Source organism: Arthrobacter sp. W4I7 (assembly GCF_030816215.1).
Lineage (GTDB): Bacteria > Actinomycetota > Actinomycetes > Actinomycetales > Micrococcaceae > Arthrobacter > Arthrobacter siccitolerans_A.
This window is the reverse complement of sequence record NZ_JAUSXU010000001.1, coordinates 2,921,979-2,938,652: the sequence shown is the minus strand read 5'-3', so window position 1 is coordinate 2,938,652 and position 16,674 is coordinate 2,921,979. Positions and strand designations below refer to the sequence as shown.

At 64.1% G+C, this 16,674-nt stretch carries 14 protein-coding genes and 1 pseudogene; 12 read left to right on the top strand and 3 right to left on the bottom strand.

The window, feature by feature from the left end; all coding sequences use genetic code 11:
- Window positions 1–36: 36 nt before the first annotated feature.
- The 3 genes from QF047_RS13415 to rbfA all read left to right on the top strand — a co-directional run bounded on the left by QF047_RS13415 (window position 37) and on the right by rbfA (window position 4,250).
- Complete coding sequence (locus QF047_RS13415) at window positions 37–396, top strand: YlxR family protein (protein WP_306638911.1); 360 nt, start codon at window positions 37–39, stop codon at window positions 394–396.
- Between the two features lie 152 nt (window positions 397–548).
- Complete coding sequence (infB, locus tag QF047_RS13410) at window positions 549–3,488, top strand: translation initiation factor IF-2 (protein ID WP_307277827.1); 2,940 nt, start codon at window positions 549–551, stop codon at window positions 3,486–3,488.
- A gap of 252 nt (window positions 3,489–3,740) precedes the next feature.
- Window positions 3,741–4,250 carry a 30S ribosome-binding factor RbfA gene (rbfA, locus tag QF047_RS13405; protein ID WP_306638914.1) on the top strand — a complete coding sequence of 170 codons (510 nt, stop codon included), beginning with the start codon at window positions 3,741–3,743 and terminating at the stop codon, window positions 4,248–4,250.
- Between the two features lie 75 nt (window positions 4,251–4,325).
- On the opposite strand, the gene QF047_RS13400 is transcribed toward rbfA, so the two are convergent.
- A complete protein-coding gene (locus tag QF047_RS13400) occupies window positions 4,326–5,450 on the bottom strand; it encodes a ScyD/ScyE family protein (protein WP_307277822.1) in 1,125 nt (374 codons plus the stop codon).
- A gap of 180 nt (window positions 5,451–5,630) precedes the next feature.
- Here QF047_RS13400 and QF047_RS13395 point away from each other — a divergent pair, with 180 nt between their 5' ends.
- Both QF047_RS13395 and trxA read left to right on the top strand, forming a co-directional pair.
- On the top strand, window positions 5,631–6,113 hold the full coding sequence (locus tag QF047_RS13395; protein ID WP_307277819.1) for a nucleoside deaminase: 483 nt from the start codon (window positions 5,631–5,633) through the stop codon (window positions 6,111–6,113).
- 2 nt (window positions 6,114–6,115) lie between these two features.
- Entirely contained in the window at window positions 6,116–6,553 is a 438-nt protein-coding gene (gene trxA / locus QF047_RS13390; RefSeq protein WP_307277817.1) for a thioredoxin, read from the top strand.
- A 12-nt stretch (window positions 6,554–6,565) separates the two neighbouring features.
- Here the strand turns inward: trxA and QF047_RS13385 are convergent, their stop codons facing one another.
- The gene (locus tag QF047_RS13385; protein WP_307277815.1) at window positions 6,566–7,720 is read right to left on the bottom strand and encodes a pyridoxal phosphate-dependent aminotransferase; all 1,155 of its coding nucleotides are present in this window, start codon (window positions 7,718–7,720) and stop codon (window positions 6,566–6,568) included.
- Between the two features lie 102 nt (window positions 7,721–7,822).
- Here QF047_RS13385 and truB point away from each other — a divergent pair, with 102 nt between their 5' ends.
- The 3 genes from truB to QF047_RS13370 all read left to right on the top strand — a co-directional run bounded on the left by truB (window position 7,823) and on the right by QF047_RS13370 (window position 9,625).
- The gene (truB, locus tag QF047_RS13380) at window positions 7,823–8,773 is read left to right on the top strand and encodes a tRNA pseudouridine(55) synthase TruB (protein WP_307277812.1); all 951 of its coding nucleotides are present in this window, start codon (window positions 7,823–7,825) and stop codon (window positions 8,771–8,773) included.
- A gap of 2 nt (window positions 8,774–8,775) precedes the next feature.
- Entirely contained in the window at window positions 8,776–9,129 is a 354-nt protein-coding gene (locus QF047_RS13375; protein ID WP_306638925.1) for a hypothetical protein, read from the top strand.
- 61 nt (window positions 9,130–9,190) lie between these two features.
- Window positions 9,191–9,625: a hypothetical protein gene (locus QF047_RS13370; RefSeq protein WP_306639289.1), complete on the top strand. Its 435-nt coding sequence runs from the start codon at window positions 9,191–9,193 to the stop codon at window positions 9,623–9,625.
- On the opposite strand, the gene QF047_RS13365 is transcribed toward QF047_RS13370, so the two are convergent.
- The gene (locus QF047_RS13365) at window positions 9,622–12,525 is read right to left on the bottom strand and encodes a tetratricopeptide repeat protein (protein WP_307277804.1); all 2,904 of its coding nucleotides are present in this window, start codon (window positions 12,523–12,525) and stop codon (window positions 9,622–9,624) included. The genes QF047_RS13370 and QF047_RS13365 overlap by 4 nt on opposite strands.
- A gap of 301 nt (window positions 12,526–12,826) precedes the next feature.
- Here QF047_RS13365 and QF047_RS13360 point away from each other — a divergent pair, with 301 nt between their 5' ends.
- The 4 genes and pseudogenes from QF047_RS13360 to rpsO all read left to right on the top strand — a co-directional run bounded on the left by QF047_RS13360 (window position 12,827) and on the right by rpsO (window position 16,434).
- Entirely contained in the window at window positions 12,827–13,810 is a 984-nt protein-coding gene (locus QF047_RS13360) for a bifunctional riboflavin kinase/FAD synthetase (RefSeq protein ID WP_307277799.1), read from the top strand.
- A 38-nt stretch (window positions 13,811–13,848) separates the two neighbouring features.
- Window positions 13,849–14,703, top strand: coding sequence for a tryptophan 2,3-dioxygenase (kynA, locus tag QF047_RS13355; protein WP_307277796.1), 855 nt, complete (start codon window positions 13,849–13,851; stop codon window positions 14,701–14,703).
- Window positions 14,700–15,969, top strand: a pseudogene (gene kynU, locus QF047_RS13350) (kynureninase). Before kynA ends, kynU begins: the two are co-directional and overlap by 4 nt.
- Before the next feature lie 195 nt (window positions 15,970–16,164).
- Window positions 16,165–16,434, top strand: coding sequence for a 30S ribosomal protein S15 (rpsO, locus tag QF047_RS13345; RefSeq protein ID WP_104042798.1), 270 nt, complete (start codon window positions 16,165–16,167; stop codon window positions 16,432–16,434).
- The last annotated feature ends 240 nt before the right edge of the window (window positions 16,435–16,674 follow it).

Below are 16,674 nucleotides of genomic sequence, written 5' to 3'. Positions count from 1 at the left end.
CACAGCGGAGGTCAGGCATTCCCCGGGCCAGCAGATATGAATGTCAGGAAGATGACCGTGGCAGTGCTTTCCACCGGAAATCAACCGGAGCGTACCTGCATCGGATGCCGGAAGAAGGGCCTGCGGTCGGAATTGCTCCGGCTCGTCGCCGAAGGCAGCGGGTCAACCGCTGTCCTGGTGGATGAACGACGCCGGCTGGCTGGCCGGGGTGCTTGGTTGCACCCCAGCGAATCGTGCCTGGCTCTGGCGATCAAACGGCGGGCTTTCGGACGTGCCCTTCCGGGCGCAACCGGAACTGCCGCCGTCGAACACTGGATCAAGCCGGACACGAACGTTGCAGGCACCACGGCAACTGCAACACCAACCGTCCAACCTGAAAGCGGGTCAGAAATCTGATGGAAACCCGATGAGTTCCCAGCGATGAGTGCGCAACGATGACAACTTTGTTGCGCTCTGCAATGGGCCCTTCCGCAGTAATCGCGGCTGGGGTCCGCAGTAAGAAGTAGACGGTTCGTGCCTGGCTCGGTGCGGACCGAGACAGGAGAAATGTGGCCAAGGTCCGCGTACATGAGCTCGCCAAAGAGCTCGGTATTACTTCCAAAGATGCAGTGACTAAACTGCAGGAACTGGGCGAATTCGTTCGCTCCGCCTCTTCCACCATTGAGGCCCCCGTTGTGCGTAAACTCCGCAACGCCTTCCCCGACGCTGCTGCCAAGGCCTCAGCACCGGCGGCCGCGCCCAAGGCGACCGCCCCGGCCGCAGAAGCACGTCCTTCAACTCCAGCCCCCGGCCCGGCAGCTCCCAAGGCTCCGGCTCCCGCGGCGCAGGCACCGGCCCCCGCCGCTCCTGCGGCTCCGGCCCAGCCTGCTGCTTCGGCTCCGGCGGCACCTGCTGCCAGCAGGCCCTCGGCTCCGGCGGCCCCCGCTGCCGCGTCCACCGGCACTGCTCCGTCCACCGGCGCAAAGCCCGGCGCACGTCCGGCTCCCAAGGCCGAAGCTCCCGCTGCCCCCACCCGCTCCGGCGGTCAGGGCGGTTCGGCAGGCAGCTCCGCTCCCCGTCCCGGCGGTCCCCGTCCGGGCAATAACCCCTTCGCTACTTCGCAGGGCATGCCCCGCGGCCGTGGCGGCGACGGCGAGCGTCCTCCCCGTCCGGGCAACAACCCGTTTGCCACCTCACAGGGCATGCCCCGCCCCGGTGGAAGCCGCACTGACGGCGACCGTCCCGGCGGTCCCCGTCCTGCAGCTGGTGCCGGCGGGCCCCGTCCCGGCGGGCCGCGTCCCGCAGCCGGTGCGGGCGGTCCCCGTCCCGCCGCAGGTGCCGGTGGACCCCGCCCGGGTGCCCCGCGCCCCGGCGGCGCCGGTGGAAACCGTCCTACTCCGGGCATGATGCCCAACCGCACTGAGCGTCCCGCACCCGCAGGTGCAGGCCGTCCCGGTGCCGGCGGCCGCGGCCCCGGACGCCCCGGTGGCGCTCCCGGAACCGGTGGTCCCGGTGCCGGTGGCGGAGCTCCCGCAGGCGGTGGCTTCGGCAAGGGTGGCCGCGGACGCGGTGGCACCCAGGGTGCTTTCGGCAAGGGCGGCGCAGGCCGCGGCAAGCAGCGCAAGTCGAAGCGTGCAAAGCGCCAGGAACTTGAGCAGATGAGTGCCCCGTCGCTGGGTGGCGTGAGCGTACCCCGCGGCGACGGCAACACCGTCATCCGCCTCCGCCGTGGCTCGTCCATCACGGACTTCGCCGACAAGATCGAGGCGAACCCCGCCGCTCTGGTTACCGTGCTGTTCCACCTCGGTGAAATGGCAACGGCCACCCAGTCGCTGGACGAGGAAACCTTTGCGTTGCTGGGCGAAGAGCTTGGCTACAAGCTCCAGGTCGTCTCGCCGGAGGACGAGGAGCGCGAGCTGCTCTCCACCTTCGACATCGACTTCGAAGCAGAGCTTGAGGCTGAAGGCGACGAAGACCTCGAGGCACGTCCTCCGGTTGTCACGGTCATGGGCCACGTTGACCACGGTAAGACCCGCCTGCTCGATGCCATCCGCAAGTCCGACGTTATGGCGGGCGAGCACGGCGGTATCACGCAGCACATCGGTGCCTACCAGGTCACGCACAACCACGAAGGCGACGACCGTAAGATCACCTTCATCGATACCCCGGGCCACGAGGCGTTCACCGCCATGCGTGCCCGTGGTGCGAAGGTCACCGACATCGCCATCCTGGTGGTCGCAGCGGACGACGGCGTGATGCCCCAGACCGTTGAAGCCCTCAACCACGCCCAGGCCGCCAACGTGCCCATCGTGGTGGCCGTGAACAAGATCGACAAGGAAGGCGCCAACCCGGACAAGGTCCGCGGCCAGCTGACCGAGTACGGCCTGGTTCCCGAGGAATACGGTGGCGACACCATGTTCGTTGAGGTCTCTGCCCGCCAGAACCTCAACATCGACGAGCTGCTCGAGGCAGTCCTGCTCACCGCAGACGCTGCCCTGGACATGCGCGCCAACCCGAACAAGGACGCCCGCGGTATCGCCATCGAAGCCAACCTGGACAAGGGCCGCGGTTCCGTGGCCACCGTCCTGGTGCAGTCCGGCACCCTGCGCGTCGGCGACACCATCGTGGCAGGCACGGCCCACGGCCGCGTCCGTGCGATGTTCGACGACGACGGCAGCGCCCTGACCGAGGCCGGCCCGTCCCGCCCCGTCCAGGTGCTGGGTCTTTCCAACGTCCCGCGTGCAGGCGACACCTTCTTCGTGACCGCTGACGAGCGCACCGCCCGCCAGATCGCCGAGAAGCGTGAAGCTGCGGACCGCAACGCCGCCCTGGCCAAGCGCCGCAAGCGCATCAGCCTCGAAGACTTCGACCAGGCCGTCGCCGAAGGCAAGATCGACACCCTCAACCTCATCCTCAAGGGTGACGTGTCCGGTGCCGTGGAAGCCCTCGAAGACGCCCTGCTCAAGATCGACGTCGGGGAAGGCGTGCAGCTGCGCGTCATCCACCGCGGTGTTGGTGCCATCACGCAGAACGACGTCAACCTGGCAACAGTGGACAGCGCCGTCATCATCGGCTTCAACGTCAAGCCTGCCGAGCGGGTTGCCGAACTGGCAGACCGCGAAGGCGTGGACATGCGCTTCTACTCCGTCATCTACTCCGCGATCGATGACATCGAGATGGCGCTCAAGGGCATGCTCAAGCCGGAATACGAAGAATTCCAGCTGGGCACCGCCGAAGTCCGCGAAGTCTTCCGCTCCTCCAAGTTCGGAAACATCGCCGGCTCGATCGTCCGCTCGGGCATCATCCGCCGTAACACCAAGGCACGCATCAGCCGCGACGGCAAGATCATCGGTGACAACCTCACCGTTGAGACGCTCAAGCGCTTCAAGGACGACGCCACCGAGGTCCGCACGGACTTCGAGTGTGGTATCGGCCTTGGCTCGTACAACGACATCACCGAAGGCGACATCATCGAGACCTTCGAGATGCGTGAGAAGCCGCGCGTCTAGTCTGAAGTCAGTTTCATAAAGGTGCGGGGCCGTTGGAATTTTTCCGGCGGCCCCGCCCCTTCGCTGGGTGGCCTACGTCTAACGACATCGGCCACCCAGCTTTGGCAGGCCCGATGCCACTCCCTGGCCGCCGGAAAAATCCCAACGGTGCGTCGTTGACTCGCCTTTCGTGCGTGGCATCAATCCAATCGGGGTACGTCTGCTGCATCAGGCCGTTGTACCCCCAAATTTTTCTTCTTATAGGAGTTGTTCATGGCTGATCCGGCACGTGCTGCCAAGTTGGCGCAGCGGATTAAGGTTGTTGTTGCTGAGGCTTTGGGCCGGAAGGTTAAGGATCCCCGGCTGGAGGGTATTACTGTTACTGATGCCCGGGTGACCAATGATCTGCAGCATGCCACCGTGTATTACACCGTCCTGGGGGACCAGGCCGTTCAGGCTGACGCTGCCAAGGGCCTGGAGAAGGCCAAGGGTGTGCTTCGGCAGGAGGTGGGGCGCAACCTCAGTATCCGGCTGACTCCCACCCTTGAATTCGTCTCCGACGAGATTCCCGTTATCGCGTCCAACCTCGAGGAGCTGCTCCGGGAGGCCAAGAAGCGCGACGCCGAAGTGGCCGCCCTTGCCGCGCAGGCCCGGCACGCCGGGGATCCCGATCCCTACAAGAGCGACGCGTCCGCCGACGTGGACATCGACGAAGACGACTTCGACGAGGAGGACCTCGACCTCACCGACGCCGGGGAACCCGACGAAGACGGCAGCAAGTAACCGGCGGACATCACGCCAGCATGAAACAGGACCCGGATGCATATCCGGGTCCTGTTTCGTTAAGCCCTCCCCTGATCAACCGTCGACTTCAATGACCCTGCCTTCAGGCTTGGGTGCGGGGGCCTCTGGCATTGACGGATCCGGCTCCGACGGCAGTGCATCCACAGTGGCGAACACGTCGCCATCCCTAAACTCAACATCGGCGGGCTGGTTCACAGCCAGGAACTGGGACCGCTCTGACCTGGAGTCAAACTTCAGGATCTCACCGCCGAATAGGGACGCCACATACACGTCGCCATTGTCCGCCACGGCCAAACCGGTTGGGCTGAGGATGTGGTCCGCCCAGACGGTCGTGTCACCGTTCCACGGGTTGATCTTGAAGATCGCGCCACGCTTGCCCAGTTCGGGTACCTCGGGGCCGCCGGGCAGCGACGTGACGTACAGCCAACCATCCGGACCAATCTCCACATCCGTGGGGACCGGTTCGAAAGCGTACTCGAACCCTGTGCACTCAGGCACGCCCAAAAACTCTGAAACGTCCTTGGAGATCGTAGCCGGCCGCGGTGGAAGGACCACCAGCGTTGACACCTTGCCGGACTCCAGATCAACCTTGAGGACAGCATTCATGCCGGCATCGGCAACGTACGCTGTATCATTCCGGATGGCCAGGGCGTACGGATGCGAGTCGACGATTCCCGTGTACTGGGGTGGAGGGGCATCCGGAAGGGACGCTATTGCAGCAATGCATTCCTCGCTTGTGCCATCCTCCAAGCCGTAGTGCTGGTCCGCGTCCGGGTTGTGCTTCCGTTCGAAGTCCGCGAAGCTGGCGATGGTGCGGACGTCCTTCTCCGGCCCCAGAACCTTCAGATAGCCCTCGAGCTTTTCCGGGTCGCCCTGGCTGGCTCCAACACTCTCCAGGAAATAGGTGCTGGAATCATGGATTTCCACGCCGGCCACTTCCCAACCCGGTGTGGCCGTGTATACATCTTTCGTATCACCATTGGGTTCCACCCGGGTGAGTATGCCGGCGAAGTCCTGGCTGACGCGCACGGATTCGCCGCTTCCGACAGCCAGGTGGAGGGGCGAGAAGAGGCCGGTGGCCATAACCTCGATATCAGGTTCCTGGCTGGATGCGAAAGCCGGAGCGGCCGGGACCATCGTCACGGCCAGGCAGGCAATAAAGGCGAGTTTTCGTTTCATAATTGGGTACTCCGGTTTGGCGCCCTTCACGGGCCGGATAAGGAGCCTCGCGAGAGGCATAAAATTCGGAAACCCCCGGCTCAGGTTAGGCCTGCCGGGCAAGGAATGTCGCTCGGATTTCCCCCTATTGCACCCCCTAGTTTCATCCCCTAACACCAACCCTTTGGCTAGGATCGAGCTATGAACCAGGCGGACAACGGCGATGCCAACCAGTACCTCGAACGGGCGGTGGCCCTGGCCACCCGGAACGTTGCCGACGGCGGCGGTCCCTTCGGTGCTTTAGTGGTGACCAAGGACGGACGGGTACACGAAGGCGTCAACCGGGTCACGCGCGATAACGACCCCACCGCCCATGCCGAGGTGGTGGCCATCCGCACCGCCGCTGCCGCCATCCGGCACTTCGACCTGCGCGGGGCAGTCCTCTACACCAGCTGCGAGCCGTGCCCGCTGTGCCTGGCGTCTGCCCTCTGGGCACGGATCGACCGTGTCTACTTCGCCGCGGACCGCTACGGCGCTGCTTCCGCCGGCTTTGATGACGCCATCTTCTACGACTACTTCTCCGGTACGCGTCCCGAACTCCTCCCGGTCAGCAGGGGAGACGTGCCGGCGCCGGACGCCCCGTTCCTGGCCTGGGGCGAGCACAAAAGCAGGAAGGACTACTAGGTATGGAAGCGTCCCTCATCAAATGTCCGCACTGCGGGAAGACCAACCGGATCCCGGCCAGTGCCGCCGGCCGGCCCCGCTGTGGAAGCTGCCATCGCGGACTGCCGTGGATCGTGGAGGCCGGTGATGCCGATTTCGGCCCGGTGGCCGAACAGTCGCCTGTTCCGGTACTGGTGGACTTCTGGGCTGAGTGGTGCGGGCCGTGCCGCATGGTCAGCCCCGTCCTGGACAAGCTGGCCCGGGAACGGGAGGGAGCCGTCAAACTGGTCAAGGTCGACGTCGACAGGAATCCGGGACTGTCCCGCCGGTTTGATGTGCAGGCCATTCCCACGCTGATGGTTATCGTTGACGGCAAGGTCGCGGCCCGCCAGGCGGGGGCCGCGCCGGCGGAGGTGTTGCGGACGTGGCTGGACGGGGCGCTGGCCGGAACGCGGCGCTAGCGGGAAAGCCGATTAAAGGCGCCCCGGGAGCCTGGACAGGCCTTCCAGCAGTTCCTCGCGCTTGCCACACAGCGCAATCCGCACCCAGCCCTCGCCAATGGAACCGAAGGCCGTCCCTGGTGCGAGGGCCACGCCTGACTCCGCAAGGAAGCGCCGGACCCAGACGCGGACGTCCCCGCCGCTGGCATGGGACACGTCCGCCCAGAGGTAGAACGCGCCGTCGGCCTTCAGGTACGGAATGCCCTTGGAGTCGAGCACCGCGGACGCGGCGTCCCGGTTGGCCCGGTAGTGTCCGTGCGCGTGCTGGACGTAATCCTGCGGCCCGGTGAGGGCGGCGAGCGCCGCATACTGTGACGGCGACGCCACGCACGAGACGATCGACTCCATCACGTTGTTCATCTTCTGCTCCAGCCCCGGTGGGCATACCAGCGCGCCGATCCGGAGCCCCGTGAGGCCGTACGTCTTGGAAAGTGTCAGCGAAGTGAAGACGCGCGCTTCGCCCGGCAGCCCGCCGTCGAACCTTGCCGGACTCACGTGCGGCACATCGTAGGTGAACGCTTCGTAGCACTCGTCCGAGATGACCCAGAGATCGTGCTGCCGGGCCAGTTCCAAGAGTTCCCGCGTCAGCTCTTCGCTGAGGACCGCGCCCAGCGGATTGGACGGCGAGTTCAGGACCAGTACGCGGGTCCGGTCCGTGATGAGCGCCTCGATGTCCCGGGTCCTGGGCTGGAAGCCCTGCTCCGGGTACAGCGGGTAGCCCACGGGAACAGCATTGAGGAGCCGGCTGGTCATGGCAAAAGTGGGGTAGCCCGGGTTCGGGATCAGGATCTCGTCGCCGGGGGAGAGCAGCAGGCTCATGGCGAAGTGCAGCCCCTGCTGGGCGCCGTCCACCACGTACACGCGGTCGGCGTTAATATCGCAGCCCTGCTGCGCCCGGAACCTGGCTGCGAACGCTTCGCGCAGGGCGGGAATGCCGGCGTTGGGGGTGTAGTTGGTTTCGTCGCGGTCGAGGCAGGCCATGCCGGCGTCGAGGACGTGGCGGGGAAGCGGGAACCCGGGCTCGCCGATGCTGAGCACCAGGGCGCCGGGGGTGCACCACGCGGCCTCGGTGATCTCACGGATCTGATTGACGGGCACGTCGCGGACATGGGCGGCAAGCTCAGGCATGCCTGCCATCCTAACCGGCTCTTCAGCAGCTGCGTTCAAGCTGCGGCAGCGCCTGGTGGGGCGTGGGCGGGGGCCGGGACCAGCGCCGATATACTGGGAAGCGTGCTTTCTGGACTGGTGATAGTGGACAAACCGCAGGGATGGACCAGCCATGATGTGGTTGGCCGGATGCGGCGCATCGCCGGTACCCGGAAAGTAGGGCACGCCGGCACCCTGGATCCCATGGCAACCGGCGTCCTGGTGGTGGGCATCAACAAGGCCACCCGCCTGCTCACCTACATCGTGGGCACCTCCAAGACGTATACGGCCACCATCAGGTTGGGCCAGTCCACAGTGACGGACGACGCCGAAGGTGAAGTCACTGCCACAGCCGCCGCTGCCGGGGTGGACGAGCAGGCAATTCACCGCGGTGTCGCCGATCTCACCGGGCAGATCCAGCAGGTGCCCAGCAGCGTGAGCGCGATCAAGGTCAACGGCGAACGTGCCTACGCCCGTGTCCGCTCCGGTGAAGAGGTCAAGCTCGCGTCCCGCCCGGTCACTATCCACAGGTTCGAGGTGCACAGCATCAGCAGGGATAACGGGGCGGACGTGGTGGACCTGGACGTCACCGTTGAATGCTCGTCGGGAACCTACATCCGCGCGCTGGCCCGCGACCTTGGCAACGCCCTCGGCGTCGGCGGACACCTCACCGCCCTGCGGCGCACCCATGTGGGACCATACTCCCTGGAGCAGGCGCGCACCCTCGAGCAGCTTGCGGAAGAGCTCGACGTCCTCGACATGGCCGAGGCTGCCCGGGCGCTGATGCCCAACCGAGAGCTCAGCCCGGAGGAAACCACCGAGATTTCATTCGGCCGCCGGATCGCCGCCGGTGCAGCCTCAGGCAGCCCTGCCGCTGCCACTGCCGAACACCCCGCGGCCGCCTTCGCCCCTGACGGAAGCCTGGTGGCACTGCTGGCCGATGCTGGCAGCTTCGCCAAACCCGTATTGGTCTTCGCCCCCGGCACCGGCGGATCCGCGAACGGCCCGGGCACGGGCGCCCCTGGGGCGGCCTGAGCGTGGACGCGTATTTTTACATCATCCTGGTGGTGGGTCTCCTGTCCACCGGGATCTGCCTGCTGGCCGGCATCCTGAAGAAGGCGCCGAACGACGTCACCATCCTCTCGGTGGCCGCCGTCGAGGTGGCACTCCTGGTGTACCTGGTGGGATCTATCGTGCGGGTCATCGCGGGTGAGCCTATCGCCGGGGAGGCGTGGGAGTTCTGGGGCTACCTGGCCACGGCCATGCTCCTGCCGCCCGCCGCCGTCTACTGGTCCGTCCTGGAGCGGACCCGGTGGAGCAACTTTGTCCTGGCCGCCGTCGGCGTCACCGCACTGGTGATGGCCGCCCGAATGAACCAGATCTGGTACTGAAGTGGAAGAAGCACGCAACGTGAAAAACCAGAAACCCGCCGCCAAGGGCGCATCCGCCGCCGTGGCTAGCAAGCAAGCTCCGGTGCGGAACACCCGCAACACCGGGCCGGGCCGCCTGCTGATCGCCGTCTATGCGGTGTTCGCCATCTCAGCGACGGCCCGCGCCGGGTACCAGATCTTCACCAAGTTTTCCGAGGCGCCGCTGGCCTACCTGCTGTCCGCGTTCGCCGCGCTGGTGTACGTGGTGGCCACGGTGTCTCTGGCCAAAGCCGGCAGCACGTGGTTTAAGGTGTCCGTCGCAGCGGTGCTGGTTGAACTGGTGGGCGTCCTGGTTGTGGGTGCCCTGAGCGTCGTTGACTCCGTCCAGTTCCCGCACGAGACGGTTTGGTCCCTGTTTGGCCGCGGCTACGGATTCATTCCGCTGCTCCTGCCGGTCCTGGGCCTGGTGTGGCTGTACCGCCGCCGGCCCTCACGTACAGACTCCAAACGCCGCTAGTCCCACCTACTCTGGTTTAGCGTTGACAGGACGGCCTGCAGCGTCATAAGCAGTTTGTCGGTAGCAGCGCGGGCTTCCGGGTGGTGGTGTCCGTACTTATTTTGGAGTTCAGCTACATTCAACAGTTCCAGCTCGATGGCGTCCTCGTAGCGGAACGGATCCGGCAGCCTCTCGCGCAACTCAGTCTCGGTCACTTCCTGCGGGAGTGGGAATTGGTCGGACAAGATACTGATCACTCGCCGATAAGCCTCCGGCACATCTGTTGACCGCCCGCTTTCACGCAAGGTGTCCGCGAGGGTCCGCAGCATGGGCAGCACACTAACCAGTCCACCTCCGGTGCGCGCATGGTCATCCACGGCCGCTTGGAGAATTTCCACCGATTCGTGAGCATGACCAGCGTCTGCAAGGGCATTTGCCAGGCTGTAACGGATTCTCGTGGTGTCGCTGTGTTCCTCTCCCAGAATCCGTGTTGACTCCACCACGTTCCACCTCAGCAACTCAAAGGCCTGCTCATGTTGGCCCTCTTCGTACAGGCTGCGGGCAAAATCGTTCCTCGCCGCCAGTAGTCGGGCATCATCCGGCAGGAGCCGCACCGCCAGCTCATAGTTGGAACGGAACGTCTCATGCGCCTCGGAGAGCCCCAGCTCATGCTGCAAGTGCGCGAACTCCAATCGGGATTCCAGAGATTCAGGCGTGTCCTTGCCGTCGCTGTTTCGCTGCGCCTTGATCAGGTGCTCATAGTGGGGCACCGCATCGCTTGGTTTGTCGGATCGAAGGTAGAGGCGGGCTACCGCCTGTTGAACGCGGACTGTCCGCGGGTGGGCAGCGCCGAGCGTCGCCCGTTGAGTATCGAGTAGGTGTCCAAGGCGTTCTTGCGCCTCTTCATCCTTGCCTGCGGCAGCCAAGGCGTCGGCCAACGCGAACTCAAGGTCCTGGACAATCCGGATGTCAGCCGCTTCACTCATGACCTCTTTCAACGCTTTGCGCCGCAACGAGATCAGGGCCTCCCACTCACCCTGCAGTTCAAGCAACCTGGCAAGAGTTGCATGCGACTTTAGAGTCTTCTCATCCGTTCCGCCGAGCCGCTGACAGCGGTCATCGTAGAAACCAGCTGCTTCCCGCGCCGCCGTACCGAGGTCTCCAAACATCACGTACGCAGCTATCAGGCACTCTTCTCCCTCTAAAGTCTGTTCACTGTCGGGCCCAGTCGTCAGACGCCACGACCGAAGTAACCGGCGACGGGAATCCAGGGCCTGGTCCGGAACCTCCAAACCCTCACACCACTCCGCAAGCACTGTAAGGGCGTCGACGGTCTGCTGGGCAGAACTACCGAAACAGGTTTCAACAAGGTTCGCCCAGCGGGAGGTATGCTCCAGTGCCGATTCCCAATCGCCAGCCTCATACAAATTGCGCGCAAAGAGGGAAAGCATTTTGAGGCTAACGTCGTCATGCTCTCCGTGAGCTGCTATTTGGTTTTGCAACGCGGTGGTCAAGAGGGGCAGTGCATTTTCCTGCTCCCCGGCCTTGAATAGTTGCCGCGCCGCGCTCCAGCGGTTTTTTATCACATCGCGGTCAGATTCCCCCCGCTGCCTGCTCAGAAGGTCCGCTACGTAGCCGTACTGGTCTGAAGCTTCATGGTGCCTTTTCAACCAGGCAAGCGTGTGTGCTACTACTATCTCGGACTCCACAGTCCCCTGGTGATCAGGGCCCAGCAGGCGCCGTCGGCCTGATGCAGCCAGCAGTGCAAATTCCAGGCCCTCCGCGTGTTCTTTAGCCCAACTCAGGCCTGATGCCAGGATATGGTGCGCCCAAAACTTCATGAGGTGGCATTCGCTGAAAGCCTCCATCGCTGCTGCATGGATCGTGCGTCTCACCGCCGTGGCGGCTGGTATCTCGCCCCTTTCGACAAGCCGCTCGGCCATGGACTCATGGCAAAAGAGAGTCGTCGGGTGTGCGAAACCGTACGCTTCTATGCAGTCCTCGCTGATTTTCGTATGGAGCGCGAAGGCTTCCTCCTTCAAGCCTGAGAACCATAGGAGCGCAACCAACTCCAGTTTCGCCTGGGTCATCTGGGGATGTTTGGCACCCAGATTTCCCGATGCGCTGTCGATGGCTCCCTCGAGGATGTTCAGGGCTTCGGTGTAGTCCCCAAGTTCCCTCAGTTGTCCGCAGAGGTTCATCGTGGACCGCAAAATCATGACCTGGTTCGGTTCTCCGGTCCGGAGGCGTTCGCCATAGACATGCCCGTGGACGGCTGCACTTTCGGCGTGTCGCCGAACGGCGCCAAGCGCATTTGCGTAATTGTTGCGAATGCTTAGAAGAAGGGAGGAATCTGCATCAAAAGTACCTTCGGCAGTTGGCAGTAACTCCTCATAAAGTCCAACAGCTTCGTGTTGGCGATTAAGTGTGGCCAGAGCCATTCCCACGCCGTTCCGCGCAAGCAGGGTTTCGCGGCTGGTGGGGCCGCTCAAGCGGAGCCGGGCTGCATACAGTTGCTCGTACGTGGACAAAGCAGCGGGGCCGTCGGAGAGGGCGCGGTGCCTTGCGCCGATGCTGTCCAGGCTCTCAAGGGTGTCCTTGTGGTCGGGACCAAGTACCCGGACACGAAGATTGTGGACCCGCTGATGCAAATTCAGAGATTCCACATCCCTGGATACTGCACCTAGGGCTTCTGCATGTTCGTGGGCCAAGGTAAGTGTTAGTGGATGTTCCAGGCCTAACACCCGCTGGGCCCGGTTGAAGAGTTCGTCCGTGGAAGAAACCAGAGTGTGCCGGAGCCCGGCGTCGCTGGATGCAGTGAAAAGTGCGAGGTGGGCGGCAAACACATCGGGATGCTCCGGGCCATGCTGAGTCGTCAGCGTGAGGATCATTTCCTGCGCGCGAGAGATGGCACTTTTCATTGCTTGAACCCCCAGGTTATGCCTGCGGCGGCCGCAGAAACACAGTTCCGCCTATTGAGTGCAACAGTATCCGAACCGCAAGGTCTAAATCTGAGACAGACTCGTCAGGCAACAGAAGTACCGGCAGCAATAGAACGAGGTCAAAGTCGAGGGCGAATGTGACAGAAGCCTGGCCAGCGCCTCAAACGGGCGACTGTCTTGCTCGTCAAAGTGGCCCACTAACTACAGGTAATCTTTAGAGAGTTCCGTGGCCGCTACGGTCCTGAACGTTGATACTTGCACGCAGTTAAAGGCGAGGGTGATGGTCTACATCTGGAACGATCCGTCCGAGGTCCCGGCGGACTTCGGCCCATCTGTTGTCACCTTCGGGAACTTCGATGGGGTGCACCGCGGCCACCAGCAGGTGCTGTCCGAACTGATCCGCACCGCCAGGCTCACCCAGTCCAAGTCCGTGGCCGTCACCTTTGATCCCCACCCGGCCCTCATCCACCGGCCCGAGTCCGCGCCCGAGCTGATCATGGGGCTGGAGGACAAACTGGAGGCACTGGGGGAGCTGGGCCTGGACGGGATCCTGGTGATGAAGTACTCCCTGGACCTCGCCAGCCTCACCTCTGAAGAATTCGTGGAGCAGTTCCTTGTGGACTGCCTGCACGCCAGCCACGTCGTCATCGGCCATGACGCCAGGTTCGGACGCGGCAACTCGGGCGACCTGGACACCATGAAGGCGCTCGGCGGAAAGTTCGGTTTCGAGGTCCACGTCATAAGCGAGTTCGGTTCAGAAGGCTACCCGCTGCATGACGACGACGGTACGGACCGTCGCTGCTCCTCAACCTGGGTGCGCGAAGCCCTCCAGGAAGGGGACGTGTCCACTGCCGCCGCGGTGCTCGGCCGCCCGCACCGGATGCGCGGCGAAGTGGTCCATGGCGCCGCCCGCGGCCGTGCCCTTGGCTTTCCCACTGCCAACCTTGCCTCCGCCGCCAGCGGACTCATTCCCGCTGACGGCATTTACGCCGGCTGGCTGGTTGACCAGGCCGGGACGCGCTGGCCCGCTGCCATCTCCGTCGGTTCCAATCCCACCTTCGACGGCGTCAGCCGCCAGGTAGAGGCCCACGTCATTGACCGGCCGCGGGAAGCCGTGGAGGACTTCGATCTGTACGGCCAGACAGTAGTTGTTGAATTTGTGGCGCGGCTGCGGGGCATGGTGGCCTACCGTGGGCCTGAGGCGCTGGTGGACCAGATGCGGCTGGACGTGGTCCAGGCCCACAACCTGCTGGCCAGGCGCTAACCGTCCGCAGGGCGAACCCCGCAGCGAAAGGCAGCACCGTGTCCGTTGAGAAGAACACCAGGAAGCTGGACGAAGGCATCGTCCGTGATTTCAGCTCGCGGATGAGCTATGCCTCCTATCTGCAACTGCCAACCCTGCTCAGCGCACAGCACCCGGTCAGCCATCCGGAACACCACGACGAAATGCTGTTCATCATCCAGCACCAGACCACCGAGCTGTGGCTCAAACTGGTACTTCATGAGCTGCGCAGCACCTCCGCCTGGCTCCGGGACGATGACCTGGGTTCGGCGCTCAAGGGCATTGCACGGGTCAAGCACATCCAGAAAACCCTCACCGAACAGTGGTCGGTGCTGGCTACCCTGACCCCCACCGAGTACTCGCAGTTCAGGGGTTTCCTGGGGAATGCCTCCGGGTTCCAGTCGAGCCAGTACCGCGCCGTGGAGTTCATCCTCGGCAACAAGAACGGCAAAATGCTTTCGGTCTTCGAGTCCGATCCGGAGGCCCACGCCATGCTCGAGCAACTGCTCAACGCACCGAGTATCTATGACGAATTCTTGGCCTACCTGGCGCGCCAGGGTTTCGAGGTGCCGCGGTCCGTGCTGGAACGGGACGTCACCCAGGCCCACGAATTCAGGCCGGAACTCGTTCCACTGTTCAAGCACATCTACGAGAACGCTGCGGAAAACTGGGCTGCCTATGAAGCCTGCGAGGAACTGGTGGACCTGGAGGACAACTTCCAGCTCTGGCGCTTCCGGCACCTGCGCACCGTTCAACGCACCATCGGCATGAAGACGGGAACCGGCGGCTCCAGCGGCGCTGCGTTCCTGCAGAAGGCCCTCGAACTGACGTTCTTCCCGGAACTATTCGCAGTCAGGACGGAGATCGGCCAATGAGCATCCAGCAACAACCCGCTGCACAGCCCGCAGCAGACGCAGGAACATCATTGCAGCAGCGCGCGGCCGAACTCGACCGGCAGGACCCGCTGGCGCACTACCGGAACTTGTTCATTGGCACGGACACCCCGCTGTCCTACCTCGACGGGAACTCCCTGGGCCGGCCGCTCAAGCGGACCGCGGAGGACATCGGCGCCTTTATCCGCAATGGCTGGGGCGGCCGGCTGATCCGGGGCTGGGACGAGGAGTGGCTGGAGCTGCCCCAGACCATCGGCGACCAGCTGGGCCGGGCAGTGCTCGGCGCGGCGCCCGGGCAGACCATTATTGCCGATTCCACCACCGTGGTCCTGTACAAACTCATCCGCTCAGCCCTCGCCGCCGTGGCGGACCCGGACCGGAACGAACTGGTCCTGGACACAGGAAACTTCCCCACGGACCGCTACCTTGTTGAGGGCATCGCCCTCGAGGAGGGCCTGACCCTTCGCTGGATCGAAACCGATCCTGCCGCCGCGGGTGACCCTTGACCAGGTGCGCCAGAAAGCGGGGCCCCGCACCGCCGTCGTACTTTTAAGCCACATCGCCTACCGTTCCGGCCATGTGGCGGACCTTCCGGCGATCACCGAAGCAGTGCACGACGCCGGGGCCCTCGTTGTGTGGGACCTTTGCCACTCTGCGGGGTCGGTGGAGCTGGCCCTGGACAGCGCGGGCGTGGACTTCGCTGCCGGCTGCACTTACAAGTACCTCAACGGCGGGCCGGGGTCGCCCGCGTTCGCCTACGTGAACCAGCGCCACCTCGCCTCGCTCAACCAGCCCATCTGGGGCTGGATGGGGCGCAAGGACGCGTTCGAGATGGCGGCCGGGTATGAGCCGGCTCCCGGCATCCGCGGATTCCTCAGCGGGACGCCGGCGATTTTCGGGATGCTCGCCATGCGCGGCACGCTGGACCTCATTGAGGAGGCCACCATGGCGGCCATCCGGGAGAAATCTGTGCAGCTGACCACCTTCGCCATCGAGATCTTCGACGCCTTGCTGGCGCCCCTCGGTGCGGAACTTTCCACGCCCCGGGAACAGGAGGAGCGGGGCAGCCACATCACCCTGGACCACCCCGCCTTCGTGAAGGAAACAGTGGCGGAGCTGTGGGACCAGGACGTGATCCCCGACTTCCGCGCTCCGCATGGCATCCGCGTGGGGCTCTCGCCGCTGAGCACCAGCTTCGGAGAGGTCCTGCACGGCATGTCCGCGATCCGGGACCGGCTGAAAGGCTGAATTCGGACGGTTTCGACAAGATTGGGACGGGGCCGGTAAACTGGACGATGGATCCGGCTGCAGTCCGTGGCGGCTGGTTCCTGCTGAGCTCAGCACTGACGGGATTTCCGATTGGAGATCCCTGACACGTTGCGCCGGCAGACCCGGCAGTGAGTTTCTGACCTGGGCCCTCACGGCACATCCCAAGGAGTTATTGTGGCACTTGAAGCCGCTGTAAAGCAGTCCATCATCAAGGAATACGCAACCGGAGAAGGCGACACCGGTTCACCGGAGGTCCAGGTTGCAGTCCTGACCCAGCGGATCAAGGATCTGACTGAGCACATGAAGGAGCACAAGCACGACTACCACACCCAGCGCGGTCTGCTGGCCATGGTTGGTCGCCGCAAGCGCATGCTGAGCTACCTCAAGAAGACCGACATCGCCCGCTACCGTTCGCTCATCGAGCGCCTCGGCCTGCGCCGCTAGTCGGACTTTAGGGGCGGCCCTTTCCCACACGGAACGGGCCGCCTTCTTCAAATGAAAAATTAAACAGGAGGATCAACCGCATCACGCATTCGCGGTCCTCGGTAGTGATCCCCGGGAACGGCTTCGTTGACTGAAGCCCCGGCCCGTGGGTCTCGATCGATGACCGGGTGCAGGGCCAGTAGACAGATGCTGGCTGGGTTGATGCGGCTGGACTTCCGTCAAACAGAAACGGAGGTGACT